Genomic DNA, 13164 nt, shown 5'->3' with positions numbered 1-13164 from the left:
TCAAGTCCGTTTGATTATGAGTTTAACCGCATAAATAAACAGGAGTGCACGCAGGGTGAAAATAAGGCAGTTATCGCAGCTGGAGCATGCGCTTTTTTGCTCGCACTTGTGAAATTTGCAGCTGGACTTTTTAGCGGCTCAGTCGCTGTGCTTGGCTCGGCGATTGATTCGATGCTTGATTTTATCGTTTCGCTTTTAAATTTATTTGCGCTTAGAAAGTCAAGAAAGCAAGCCGATGAGAGATTTAACTTTGGCTACACAAAGCTGGAGGCCTTGGCAGCGCTATTTGAGTGCGTCATTATTGTTGTGGCTGCTGGATATATATTTTATGAGAGTGTTAAGAAATTTAGCGAGCCAAATTTAGAGATAGACCTTGGCTTAAGCCTTGGTGTGATGGTATTTTCGGTAGTTGTGACGCTATGTTTGGTGCTATTTTTAAACCAAATTTCTAAAAAAAGTGGCAACCTTATCATAAAAGCAGACGCGCTGCACTATAAGATCGACCTTTTTAGCAACCTAGCAGTCATTATCTCGTTACTTATCATTAAATTTAGCGGATTTGTGATGATAGATGCGATCTTTGGCATCGTGATAAGTGGCTACATCGCTCAAAGCGCCATAAGTCTTGGCAAAGACGCCTTTGGTGTCTTGCTAGATCACGCGGCAAGCCCTGAGGTCACAGATGAGATCATCAAAATGATAAAGGCTAAGCAGAGAATTTCTGATTTTCACTACCTAAACACAAGGCAGAGCGCAAATACCATATTTTTAACGCTACATTTAGTTTTTGACAAAGATATCTCGCTTTACGACGCGCACGAGGTGGCCGACTCGCTTGAAGCTGAGATAAGAGAGAAATTTAAGGAATTTTCGTGGCAGATAACCACGCATTTAGACCCATACAACGACAAAGAAGGGAGATGAGATGAAAGTAGCACTACTTCAACAAGAATTTAAAGGGACAAAAGAGGCAACTATCGCAAAGACGCTTGAGCTAATCGCCGAGGCAAAAAAAGGTGGCGCTGATCTAGTCGTCTGTCAAGAGCTGCACCAGACGCAATACTTTTGCCAAAGCGAGGATACAAATTTCTTTGATCACGCAAATGATTGGCAAGAGGACGTCGCTTTTTGGGGTAGGGTGGCAAAAGAAAATGGCGTGGTTTTAGTCACTTCGCTCTTTGAAAAGAGAGCTGACGGACTTTATCACAACACCGCCTTTGTCTTCGAGCGTAACGGCAGCGTAGCTGGCAAATACCGAAAAATGCACATCCCTGATGACCCTGGATTTTACGAGAAATTTTACTTCACGCCTGGCGACATTGGCTTTGAGCCAGTTGAGACTAGCCTTGGTAAGCTTGGCGTTTTGGTGTGTTGGGATCAGTGGTATCCAGAGGCAGCAAGGCTAATGGCGCTAAAAGGGGCGAAAATTCTCATCTATCCAACGGCTATTGGCTGGTTTGAGGGCGATAGCGAGGATGAAAAGTCAAGACAGCTTGAGGCGTGGGTGGCGGTGCAAAGAGGTCACAGCGTGGCAAATGGCCTGCCAGTGGTCGCAGTAAATCGTGTGGGCTTTGAAAAAGATGATAGCGGCGTGATGGATGGGATCAAATTTTGGGGAAATAGTTTTGTCTTTGGGCCACAAGGCGAGCAGCTTTTCCGCGCAAATAGCACAGATGAGCTTTGCAAGATCGTTGAAATAGATATGAAAAGAAGTGAAGAAGTGCGTAGAATTTGGCCATTTTTAAGAGACCGCAGGATCGATGCCTACGCAAATATCACAAAGAGATTTATCGACTAAATTTGGAGCTAGAATTTCTAGCTCTTTTAAAATGTAAATTTCTTATCCACTATGCGAACTATCCTACCGCCAAGCCTCTTCGCCTGCTCTTCGTTGTGTGTGGTAATGATGATCGTATATTTTTGCGACAAGCTTTTTAAAAGCTCCTCTATAATCAAGATATTTTTCATATCAAGCGACGAACAAGGCTCATCAAGCATGAGCACTTCAGGCTTTGTAGTTAGCATCCTTGCGATGCAAAGTCTTTGCTTTTGACCGCCGGAAAGTTTGCTAGCTGGCATATTTAAGTCACTTATTTCATCTAGTAAATTTACGCTTTTTAGCAGCCCCTCTACTCTTTTTTGCTTGTCTTTTATGCTGCCCTCATAAAATTCCATCGTATAGGTCAAATTTCTCTCGACGCTAAAGGGAAAGAGCGTGGCGTCTTGAAAGAGTATGGCTAACTTTCGTCTTAGCCAAATTTCGCCCTTATTTTTGATATTTTCGCCTTTAAATAGGATCTCTCCGCTATATCTGCCGCCCTTTTGCTCTAAAAAGCCATTTAGTGCTGAAAGAAATGTCGATTTGCCACATCCTGAGCTACCCATTAGGCAGATGATCTCGTTTTTGGCGACGCTAAGATTTAGATCTTTTAAAATTTCATTATCTTGGTAAAAGATACTAAGATCTTTTATGTTTAAAATATCTGGCAATTTTCTCTCCTATATCAAATAAAACTACGGCTGAAAGCAGGTGCAAAATGATAAGTATAAAGATGAGCACGAGCGCTGTAGCGTAGGCATTTTGCGTTGCGACTGACTGGCTTAGGAGCATGTGCAGGTGAAAAGGCAGTGCCATAACTGGCGAGAGCAGCCCCTCTACTTTTGCCATGAAGACGACCCCTGTTAAAAGTAGTGGCGCAGTTGCCCCTATGGCGTAGCTGCCAGCTAGTATCAAGATCGATATAATATTTTTTCTAATAGTTGGCAAAACAAGCTTTCTGGCCATGAAATTTTTATCAACGCCAAGCGCGAAGCTATCTCTTAACATCTTTTCATCTATCTGCGAGATCACCTTTTCAACGCTTACTTCAACAAACGGAAAGACCATCAAAGCAAGCGTAATGCTAGCTGTTAGTAGGCTTTTAGGGATATCAAGACTAACGATAAAAAGCCCATAAACAAACATCCCAAGCAAGATAGAAGGAATAGAAGCCATCGTTTGGATGATAAATTTAAGCCCAAGTTTGATTGTGCTAGAAGTGCAGTAAATTTGCCTATAAATAGCGCAGCTAACGCCAAGGAGTGCAGAAAATATCATAGATAGTATTATCAGTAAAAATGAGCCTATGATAGCGTCTCTTATGCCGCCGCTCTCACCTAAATTTAAACCTTGCGGGTTTTTGGTCAGAAAGTCTAAATTTATCTGAGAGATGCCATTTGCAAAGATGAAATAAAATATCCAAAATATCACCGTAATGACGATAAAAACGCAAAGATAAGCGTAAAATTTGACTAAAAAATCCTTAAAAGTATTCATTGTTTTTCTCAAATTTAAAGATAAAGATATTTAGCAAAAATATAAAAACAAGCAGGATAAATCCGCTTGCGATAAGAGCGTGATAGTGCAAGCTGCCAGCCTCGCTCATACCCATTTCAAGGGCTATTAGAGATGGTATGGTCTGAGCTTTTGAGAGCAGGTGCGGAAAAAGCGGGGTGTTGCCTATGACCATCATCACAGCCATCGTCTCGCCAGCTGCTCTGGAAAATGCGAGTATAAAGCCTGAAATACTAGCTTTTATAGATTTTCTTAAAATTATTTTTCTTATAAAATATCCAGTGCTTACGCCAAGAGCGTCTGAGTTTGTCTTGAAATTTTGCTTTAGCAGATCCACGCTTTGGAGCAAATGCGAGGTAAAAAAGGGCAGTATCATGACGCTAAGGATGAGACTAGCTGCTAAGACCGACTCGCCAGCGGACATTTTTAACCCTGACTCTAAAATTTTTACAACCGTGTAAAGCGCGAAAAATCCATATATGATAGAGGGTATGCCAGCTAGTATCCGTATCATCCAGTCTAGCACGTGCCTAAGCCAGGTACTCGCAAAAAAGCATATAAATATAGTAACGCCAAGCGAGATAAAAAATGAAAATATGCAAGCTAAAAACGCAACTGCGAAATTTGCGACTAGGATATTAAAGAGTCCAAAGCTAAAAGGCTCTGTGCTAACGTCCCAGTCGCTGTTTAGCAAGAAGTCAAAAAGGCTTACTTCTGCAAAGAAACTCGTGGAATTTAGCAGTAAAAACCCCACGAGTAAAAGCAAAAGCATGGCGGATAAAAGTGTAAAAAGATATATCGCGCCTTTAAAAATTTGCCCTGTCATTGGACTATTTTACTGGTATAAATCCCATTTTTTCGATAGTCTTTTGACCTTCGGCCGAATTTAGCACGTCAACAAAAATTTGCTCGCTCTTGCTTAGATCGCCACTTTTTACGATGATGAGCGGGCGAGAGATGTAGTATTTGCCATCAACTATATTTTTCACAGTTGGCTCCACACCGTCAACGTTTAGCGGTATTAGCTTGCCTTTGTTTTGGTTTGTGATACCAAAAGAAGCGTAGCCAATTGCGTTTTTATTTTCGATGATCTTTGAGACAAGTGCGCCCATTGATGGTGACTGGATGACGTTTTTGCTAACTTTAACATCTTTCATAATCTTTTTTTGAAATACCTCGTGAGCACCGCCGCCAAGATCTCTTGTAACTACGACTATTTCGTCATTTGGTAGGGATTTGTCAAGGTCGCTCCACTTTTTGTACTCACCTGAGAAAATTTTGACGATCTCATCTTTGTTTAAATTTCCGCCCTTTAGCTTTATTACCTCATTTTCTGGGTTTACAGCCACGCAAAGTGCATCTATGCCAAGCGTATAGGCTTTCATATCTTTGATCTTTGCTTTTTCGCTATCTTTTACGTCGCGAGCTAGCATGCCAAAGTCAGCGACATGATCAAGAACGGCTTTTACGCCAGCACCAGAGCCACCAGCTGAGACAAAAATGGTGATATTTTTGTTTGGCAAAGAGCTATCTACCTTGTCCCACGTCTCGTACTTTTCGATAAAGTCAGTTGAAATTTTAGCGATGACTGGAGCTAGAGTAGATGAGCCACTAAAGCTAACTTGCGTTTTTTCGTCTGCACCAGAAGCGTAATTTAAAGATAAAAGCAGCATAGAAGCGGCCAACATAAGTGATTTTTTCATGAATTCCTCCATAAATAAATTTTTGATTGTTGTTAAAATTGAAAAAATGTGTGATTGAATAAATTTTTCTAAACTTAGAACTGCGGTGGATTATACAATAAAAAATGATATTTAAATAGCTGGTTTATCAAATTTATTTTGGCTAATAAAGAAATATAAAATTAATCTTAAGAAAATATTTTTTTAAGTCTTGATTGTGTAGAATGGTTGCAACTTTACCAAAACGGCATGAAAATATCATATTAAATAAGGTAAAAAGCTAAATTTATAGAATAAAATAGCCTTAAATTTCTTGAAAGGATCTTAGATGAAAACTACTTCTTTGGCACTTGCTGGCTTGCTTTTGGCAACAACTCTTTCAGCAAAAGAATTTATCAGTATCGGCACTGGCGGCATGACAGGCACATATTATCCGATAGGTGGGGCGATCTGCCGTTTGGCAAACAAAAATACTAATGTAAAATGCTCAGTTCAATCAACTGGCGGCTCAGTTTATAACGTAAATAACGTCCTCAAAAAAGAGCTTACATTTGGCTTTGTTCAAAGCGACGTCGTCTATGATAAATTTAACGGCACTGGCAAATTTGACGGAGCAAAAGATGAAAATTTACGCTCAGTAGTTGCGATCTATCCAGAACTTCTTGCATTTGTTGTAGCAAAAGATAGTGGTCTAACAAGTGATATTGCTTCATTTGCAGGCAAAAAATACAACGTCGGAAACCCAGGCAGCGGTAATGAAGTAAGTACGCTTGAAGTCTTTAAAGCAAAAGGCTTTGACGTTTCAAAACTAGGCTACCGTGGCGTTTTAACAGTTGGTGAATGCCCACACGCACTAAAAGATAAAAAGATAGACGGATACAGCTTTGTTGTCGGCCACCCAACCGCAAACATCACTGATGCTGCGACATCTTTGCCGATCGATATCCTAAATATCGAAGGTAGCGAGATCGATAATCTTCTTAAAGAGAAGCCATACTTTGCAAAAGGTGTGATCCCAAAAGGCTCATATGATGGCGTAGATCACGATGTAAATACTATCGGTGTAAAAGCTGTTTTGGTAACTAATAAAGATACAAAGGACGAGGCTGTAAAAGCTGTGATAAAAGCTATTTTAGACAACTTTGATGAGTATAAAACTCTTCACCCAGCGCTAAAATCAGTAAACAAAGAAGATCTTGTTCAAGGTCTTTCAGCTCCGCTTCACCCAGCTGCAGAGGCTGCATTTAAAGAGGCTGGTATTTTAAAATAATCCATTTCCAGAGGCTTTTGCCTCTGGATAAAATTTAAATATACAAATTCTTTTAAATTTATATATTTAAATTTTAAAGGAGAGAGATGAACGAAGTCAAAGACAACGAAGAACAATTTGTCGAGGTAAAAACAAGGGAGATAAATAGCAATTTTTACAACTATTTCATTGCAATTGTGTGCTTTTCTTGGTCAGTTTTTCAGCTTTATATAGCTTATTTTCCGCTAAATACTAACATTTCACGCTCGATACACTTAGCCTTTGCGGTTGGTCTTGTATTTTTGCTTTATCCAGTCACTTTTCATAAAAAGGCACATTCTAGTTTGCCATTTTACGATCTAGTCTTTTGCGTGGTAGGCGTTGTTGCTGTGCTTTATCCGGCGGTTTATTTTTATGAGCTAGCTGATAGGACCGGGGACTACATCATACAAGATATCGTCATATCGTTTTTAGCGATCATTGTCTTGCTCGAGGCTGGCAGGCGTGTCATGGGACCAGCACTTCCAATTATTTGTATATTATTTTTGATATATGATCACTTTGGCCCTTATATGCCAGACATCATCGCTCATCAGGGTGCCAGCTTTGAAAAGATCGCAGGCCATATGTTTTTGACAACTGAGGGTGTCTTTGGTGTGCCTATCGGAGTTAGCGTTAGTTTTATCTATCTTTTTGTTCTTTTTGGCTCATTGCTTGAGAGGGCAGGAGCTGGGCAATATTTCATAAATTTAGCCTTCTCGCTCCTTGGCAAATATAGAGGCGGCCCGGCTAAGGCCTCAGTCATCGCAAGCGGCCTAACAGGCATGGTTTCAGGCAGTTCAACAGCAAACGTCGTAACCGTTGGTACATTTACCATACCGCTTATGAAAAAAGCTGGCCTTTCGCGCACAAAAGCTGGAGCCATCGAGGTCGCAGCTGGTGTAAATGGACAGCTCATGCCACCTATCATGGGTGCAGCTGCTTTTATCATCGCTGAGTTTTAGGCATGACATATACAAATGTCATGATGGCAGCGGTTATCCCAGCATTTGCTTGTTATTTGTCACTATTTTTTATCGTGCATCTAGAGAGCGTCAAGCTTGGACTAAAAGGCATAAATCAGAGCGAATTTCACTCAAGATTTAAAATTTTTGTAAGTGGTCTTCATTATATAACGCCTATTTTGATCCTGCTTTATACGCTTTTAATCGCAAAAGAGTCAGCCATAGCTGCTGCGTTTAATGCGATTGGATTTTTATTTTTGATAATGATCTTTCAAGAGCCAACTAAAAAGCTAGCTTCAGGCGAAAAAGTAGGGCTAAGCGACGTGCTTCTTGGCTTTGAGGATATATTTTGGGCGATGGTCACAGCTGCAAAAAGTATGACAACGATCGCCATCGCAACCGCACTTGCAGGTATTATCGTGGGTTCTATCTCTCTAACTGGCCTTGGTCAAGTACTTTCAGATCTAGTTGAGCTACTTGCTGGTGATAATATAGTTATGATATTGCTTCTTACTGCGATGATGTCGCTAATACTAGGAATGGGCCTTCCAACGACGGCAAACTACATCGTAGTTTCAAGCCTTGTGGCACCTGTCATTTTATTTTTAGCACATAAAAATGGCTTTTTGATCCCAGCCATTGCCGTGCATCTTTTTGTCTTTTACTTTGGAATTTTAGCTGATGATACGCCACCAGTTGGCATCGCAGCTTATGCAGCAGCTGGCATTGCTAAAGCAAATCCTATAACCGTTGGCGTTCAAGGATTCTTTTATGATCTAAGAACAGCGATCTTGCCATTTGCCTTTTTCTTTAACAACAAACTTATGCTAATAGAAAGCGTAAATGAGGGCGATCCGCTTGACTCTAAAGGGATCGTTTGGATGAGTAATCCGCTTGAAATTTTACTTGTCTTTGGTATGGCGATCGTGGGAATGTTTGCATTTTCAAGCTTACTTCAAGGCTACTATGTCACAAAGCTTAGAATTTGGGAGCGTATTCTTTTGATCCCTGTTGTGCCACTGGCTCTTGTACCAAATATATGTGCGAAATTTAATCTTATACCAAACGAATACACTGCTTATATCGTAGCTGCTGTACTTTATGGATTTGTTTTTATGACTCAATGGGGCATTAAAGACAAACCGCTTGATCAAATAAAAATAATCTAATCTTAGGCAAGAGCGTTCTTGCCTAAATTTCTAATATAAATTTTTAGAGCTACCTTTATACTTTGGATAATTTCTATTTAAAATAAGTGTTTTTTGGATTTTTTGTTTAAGGATAAAAGAATTTTTAGGCTCGAAAGCCTAAAAATTATAGTTGTTTTGAGCGTCTTAGATCACCTGCAAATTCGCAAGACATCTTATCGCCTAATTCGCAGCCTTTTACTAAAAATTCATAAGCTTTTTTAAATTCTTTAGCTTCTATCAAGATAGAACCTACCATCTCGCAAGAATATCCATCATTCTTATCACAAGCTTTATTAAAAAGTTCTCTTGCTTTTTGTGGCTCAGTATTTAGATAAAGTCCACCAGCTGCCGAGCAACCTTCAACCTCGCCAGCTTCGCAAGCTTTATTATAATACTCTAAGGCCTTGCTTGGATTAGGTAGAGCTGTTTTTCCTAGTTGGTAAATCGCTCCAACTTTTACGCAAGATTTTACATCATTTGCCAAACATCCTGCTTCAAATTTAGCTAAAGCTTCTTTGAAATTTGAGCTCCCATATGCCTTTAGTCCATCTTCAAAGTTACCTGCAAAAGCACAAGCAGCTAAGATTGAGATAAAAATCATTTTTTTCATTGAAATTCCCTTTTTTGTGAATTAACATGCAATTTTAGCATATTAATTTTTACACTTACTTGATGAAAATAAATTACGCTCTTAAAATTCTCTCTTGCTCTTTATAATCAGGCATGATACGTTCTATAAATTTATAAAAGCTGCTTTGATGATGCGGATAGAGTAGGTGGGTAAGCTCATGAAGCACTACATAGCGCACGGCTGAGATGGGCTTTTCTATGAGTCTTAGACTTAAGTTTATATAGCCCTTTTTGTGATTGCAGCTGCCCCAGCGAGTTTTGCTATTTCGTATGACGATGCGCTTGATTGGCTTATTTATAAAAGGCTGAAAATGGCTTACAAGCTCTAAAAATAGCTCTTTTGCTCTTGTTTTTTTAAAGCGCTCAAACGCCTTTAAATTTGGCGTTATGATAAATTTATCTTCAAAAAAAGGCTCTTTTGTGCTCTCATCAAATTTGATCTTATAAATTTGCCCAAGAAATTTCATCTCATCATCTTTTGGTAAATTTAAAAGAGCTTTTTTGTATGAGTTTTCAAGCCAAATTCTGTGCGTTTCAAGAAAGCCAAGAGCCATCTTTTGCGTGCTATAAAATGGCATAGAAAGCGTGATCTTAGCGTCCTTGCCAACTCTTAAACGCATGGATTTTACATTTGTTTTAAAATTTATTAAAACGCTTAGACCATAAAAGTCTAAATTTAGGCTCTTTTGCCTCAAACTAGGCGTTTTTCTTGCCACTTTTTACTTCTCCAGCGCCAAGTATTTGCAAGGCCTCTTAGCCACTCATCAGCGCAAAATCCTATCCAAACGCCAACAATGCCCCAGCCAATGTATATGCCCAAAAAGTATCCAAGTGGCAGCGAGAGTCCCCACATGAAGATAAGGCCAGTTATGAGTGGAAATTTTGCATCTCCACTTGCGCGAAGAGCGTTTACGATGACGATGTTAAAGGTCCTGGCAGTCTCAAGTACGATTGAGAGCGCAAAAAGTGGTAGCATGATGGAGCGCAAATTTTCACCTAAATTTAGTGCGTCCATGATCTGGTTTTTAAGCGCGTAGGCTATGAGAACGACGATGAGAGTTATAAAAACGCCGAGTCTTAGCGCCCTAAATGTCCTTGTATAGGCCTCGTTAAACTCACTTGCTCCAACTAAATGTCCTACAATGACCTCGTTTGCCACGCTAATGCTCGCTCCACAAAGCAAGATAAGAAGCGTGATCTGAAAGTAAATGGTCTGCACGCTAAGGCTAGCCTCGCCCATGCTTGCCACAAAGCCAAAAGCGACCATATATTGTGCCATCCAGAGTAAATTTTCGCCTGCACTTGGAAGGCCAATTGAGAGGATTTTCTTTAAAATTTCAAATGGTACGACAAGTAGCTTTTTAAAATAAATTTTAACTTTTGCCTTTTGACTTAGCATATAAGCTAGCACAAAAATGCCTACCAGTCTACCAACAAGTGTCGAGATAGCAACCCCTTGTAGGCCTAAATTTGGTAGATTAAACCAGCCAAAAAGGGAGATAGCATTGCCTAAAATTGTAATTACGTTCATCAAAACCGACGTTAGCATAACAGCAGTTGCTAGGTTATAAACACGAAGCACCGCAGCTAGCACCATACCGATGCCATCAAAAAGTAGGGCAAAGCCAAGGATGTGAAGATATGAGAAGCTATCATTTATAAGCTCTTTTGGCACGTTTAGTAAATTTAAGATGTTGTAGCCAAAGACGTAGATGATGATGGCTGAGAATACGCCAAAAATGGTGTTTGAAGTGATACTGGCGTGTATGACATTTGAGGCTAGCTCGTTCTTTTTGGCTCCCAGTGCTTGGGCGACGACGACCGAGCAGCCGATACTTAGAAAGTTAAAAATAGTCATAAAAAGATCCATTACTTGATTGCCAGCGCCCATGGCACCAACTAAATGCACGCTCACTTTTGTCACCATGTAGGTGTTGATAATAAGCGTAATGAAGTGTAAAAACATATCCAAAAATATAGGAATTACTAACTTTTTCATAGAAAGATTCATTAAATGCTCGCTTGAAAGTCTAAATTTATGTGGCAATTATAGCCAAATTAGGTTTTAGCTCCCTTTTGATATAATCGCGAGAAATTTAAAAAATGAGAGAAAAATGGCATTAATCGATCTGATAGACGTAAGTAAAAAATTTGATGCAAATGAGATTTTAAATGGTGTAAATTTTAGTATAAATGAAAATGAAAAGATAGCGATCATCGGTAAAAATGGCAGCGGTAAAAGCACGCTTATGAAGATCATCTCTGGTGAAGTGGCAGCTGATAGTGGTAGACGCATAGTGCAAAGCTTAATAAGCGTCGAAATGCTAGCTCAAACTCCAAATTTTAACGCAACTTTTACCGTAAGGCAGGCACTAAATAACGAGCTAAAAGAGATATTTGATGCGATAAGCGAATATGAAAAGAGCGGTGTTTTACTAGCAAATGATCCTGAAAACAAAGAAATTTTAAAAGAGCAAGAGAGGCTTATAAATTTATAGAGGCAAAAGATGGCTGGAATATCGAGCATAAGATTGAGCGAATTTTGCAAGAATTTAAGCTAAAAGAGTATGAAAATAGACCCATTTGCTCACTAAGTGGTGGCGAGATCAGACGCGTGGCACTGGGTGCTCTCATCCTTAAAAAGCCAGATGTGCTGCTACTTGATGAGCCAACAAACCACCTTGATGTTTACATGGTCAAATTTCTTGAAGATATGCTAAAGGGCTCAAATCAAAGCATAGTTTTTATTAGCCACGATAGGTATTTTATAGATGCGCTCGCTACGAGGTGTGTCGAGGTCGAGGAGGCTGGGCTTAGAAGCTTTGATGGTGGATATGCAAACTACCTAGCCAAAAAAGAGGAAATTTTAGCAAGCCTTGCAAAGTCACATGAGACGCTGCTAAAACAGCTAAAAGCTGAAGAGGAGTGGCTAAGGCGCGGCGTAAAAGCTAGACTAAAGCGAAATGAAGGCAGAAAAGAGCGAGTGCTCGCCATGCGTGAAGAGGCTAAGAAAAATCCAGGTGTGATAAGGCGAGTGAGGCTAGAGCTTGAGCGTGCCAGTAAAAATTTCAACCAAACGCAGAGCCAAAACCGCAAAAAAATGCTCTTTGAGTTTAAAAATTTAGGTAAAAGCATAGACGGCAAGGTGCTTTTTGAAAAATTTGACGCAAGAGTCTTGCAGGGCGAGAGGATCGCCATAGTCGGACGAAACGGCAGTGGAAAGAGCACTTTGCTTAAAATTTTGCTAGGACTTGAAAAGCAAAGCAGCGGCGAGATAAAAAGGGGCGAGGTGAGTATTGGCTACTTTGATCAGGCGAGAAATGTCCTTGATGATGATAAGAGCCTTATAGAGACCTTTTGCCCAAATGGCGGCGACCACGTGCTAGTTCGTGGGCGAAATATGCATGTTTATGGCTATCTTAAAAATTTCCTCTTTCCAAAGGAATTTCTGGATAAAAAGATAGGCGTTTTAAGTGGCGGCGAGAAAAACCGTGTCGCACTTGCGATGCTTTTTACTAAAACATACGATGTGCTGGTGCTTGACGAGCCGACAAACGACCTTGATATCGCAACTATCAACATCTTAGAAGACTACTTGCAAAGCTTTGAGGGGGCTATCTTGCTAGTTAGCCACGATAGATATTTTGTCGATAAGATGGCAAATAAGCTCTGGGCGTTTGAGGGCACAAAGATAAATGTCTTGCACGAGGAGTATAGCGTCTATTTGGAGCTTGAGGATGAGATGAAAGAGCTTGATAAATTTGAAAAAGAGCTCTCAAATAGTCAAAACGAAGCCAAACAAAAGAGTAAAACAGGCGCAAAACTAAGCTACAAACAAACGCAAATTTTAAACACATATCCAGATAAAATTTCAGCCCTTGAAGCAAGGGTAGCCGAGCTAAATGAGGGGCTTAGTGATCCTAAAATTTATCAAGAAGTGGGGCTTACTAAGCTTTATGAAGAGCTAGAAAAGGCAAAAGCTGAGCTTGAAAGCATAGAAAATGACTATTTTGAAGTGCTTGAGATCGCCGAGGAGCTGGAGTATGAAAGATAAATTATCGCAAGATGGAGTCAT

The 13164-nt window shown here is 40.0% G+C and carries 10 protein-coding genes and 2 pseudogenes; 5 read left to right on the top strand and 7 right to left on the bottom strand.

Annotated elements, in window-relative coordinates:
* The first annotated feature begins 30 nt into the window (after positions 1-30).
* The gene (locus A3835_01000) at positions 31-924 is read left to right on the top strand and encodes a cation transporter (GenBank protein ID ORI09158.1); all 894 of its coding nucleotides are present in this window, start codon (positions 31-33) and stop codon (positions 922-924) included.
* Position 925: 1 nt separating this feature from the next.
* Positions 926-1798: a carbon-nitrogen hydrolase gene (locus A3835_00995; GenBank protein ID ORI09124.1), complete on the top strand. Its 873-nt coding sequence runs from the start codon at positions 926-928 to the stop codon at positions 1796-1798.
* 26 nt (positions 1799-1824) lie between these two features.
* Here the strand turns inward: A3835_00995 and A3835_00990 are convergent, their stop codons facing one another.
* The 4 genes from A3835_00990 to A3835_00975 are packed head-to-tail and all read right to left on the bottom strand — an operon-like array spanning position 1825 to position 5037.
* A complete protein-coding gene (locus A3835_00990) occupies positions 1825-2490 on the bottom strand; it encodes a phosphate ABC transporter ATP-binding protein (GenBank protein ORI09123.1) in 666 nt (221 codons plus the stop codon).
* Entirely contained in the window at positions 2459-3316 is an 858-nt protein-coding gene (locus tag A3835_00985; protein ID ORI09122.1) for a phosphate ABC transporter permease, read from the bottom strand. The genes A3835_00990 and A3835_00985 overlap by 32 nt, the downstream gene beginning before the upstream one ends.
* Positions 3303-4160: a phosphate ABC transporter permease subunit PstC gene (locus A3835_00980; GenBank protein ORI09121.1), complete on the bottom strand. Its 858-nt coding sequence runs from the start codon at positions 4158-4160 to the stop codon at positions 3303-3305. Before A3835_00980 ends, A3835_00985 begins: the two co-directional genes overlap by 14 nt.
* 4 nt (positions 4161-4164) lie before the next feature.
* Positions 4165-5037: an ABC transporter substrate-binding protein gene (locus A3835_00975; GenBank protein ORI09120.1), complete on the bottom strand. Its 873-nt coding sequence runs from the start codon at positions 5035-5037 to the stop codon at positions 4165-4167.
* A gap of 307 nt (positions 5038-5344) precedes the next feature.
* Here A3835_00975 and A3835_00970 point away from each other — a divergent pair, with 307 nt between their 5' ends.
* Positions 5345-6286 (top strand): C4-dicarboxylate ABC transporter substrate-binding protein, encoded by a 942-nt coding sequence (locus A3835_00970; protein ID ORI09119.1) that lies wholly within the window; start codon positions 5345-5347, stop codon positions 6284-6286.
* 86 nt (positions 6287-6372) lie between these two features.
* Positions 6373-8438 (top strand): annotated as a pseudogene (locus A3835_00965) (C4-dicarboxylate ABC transporter).
* A 145-nt stretch (positions 8439-8583) separates the two neighbouring features.
* Here the strand turns inward: A3835_00965 and A3835_00960 are convergent.
* The 3 genes from A3835_00960 to A3835_00950 form a co-directional block, all read right to left on the bottom strand.
* Entirely contained in the window at positions 8584-9069 is a 486-nt protein-coding gene (locus tag A3835_00960; GenBank protein ID ORI09118.1) for a hypothetical protein, read from the bottom strand.
* A 73-nt stretch (positions 9070-9142) separates the two neighbouring features.
* Positions 9143-9805 (bottom strand): zinc metalloprotease, encoded by a 663-nt coding sequence (locus tag A3835_00955; protein ID ORI09117.1) that lies wholly within the window; start codon positions 9803-9805, stop codon positions 9143-9145.
* Entirely contained in the window at positions 9781-11100 is a 1320-nt protein-coding gene (locus A3835_00950; protein ORI09156.1) for an MATE family efflux transporter, read from the bottom strand. The genes A3835_00955 and A3835_00950 overlap by 25 nt, the downstream gene beginning before the upstream one ends.
* A 103-nt stretch (positions 11101-11203) precedes the next feature.
* Between A3835_00950 and A3835_00945 the strand changes: the two are divergent.
* Positions 11204-13143, top strand: a pseudogene (locus tag A3835_00945) (ABC transporter ATP-binding protein).
* Positions 13144-13164 lie beyond the last annotated feature (21 nt).

Source organism: Campylobacter concisus, from assembly GCA_002092835.1.
Classification (GTDB): Bacteria; Campylobacterota; Campylobacteria; order Campylobacterales; family Campylobacteraceae; genus Campylobacter_A; species Campylobacter_A concisus_K.
The sequence above is the reverse complement of the archived record's forward strand: the minus strand, read 5'-3'. Positions and strand labels throughout refer to the sequence as shown.

What these genes read in the sequence shown, in the direction of transcription:
- A3835_00995 (ORI09124.1), top strand. Translation starts at nt 926, where the DNA reads ATGAAAGTAGCACTACTTCAACAAGAATTTAAAGGGACAAAAGAGGCA.
- A3835_00985 (ORI09122.1), bottom strand. Translation starts at nt 3,316, where the DNA reads ATGAATACTTTTAAGGATTTTTTAGTCAAATTTTACGCTTATCTTTGC.
- A3835_00980 (ORI09121.1), bottom strand. Translation starts at nt 4,160, where the DNA reads ATGACAGGGCAAATTTTTAAAGGCGCGATATATCTTTTTACACTTTTA.
- A3835_00975 (ORI09120.1), bottom strand. Translation starts at nt 5,037, where the DNA reads ATGAAAAAATCACTTATGTTGGCCGCTTCTATGCTGCTTTTATCTTTA.
- A3835_00970 (ORI09119.1), top strand. Translation starts at nt 5,345, where the DNA reads ATGAAAACTACTTCTTTGGCACTTGCTGGCTTGCTTTTGGCAACAACT.
- A3835_00960 (ORI09118.1), bottom strand. Translation starts at nt 9,069, where the DNA reads ATGAAAAAAATGATTTTTATCTCAATCTTAGCTGCTTGTGCTTTTGCA.
- A3835_00950 (ORI09156.1), bottom strand. Translation starts at nt 11,100, where the DNA reads ATGAATCTTTCTATGAAAAAGTTAGTAATTCCTATATTTTTGGATATG.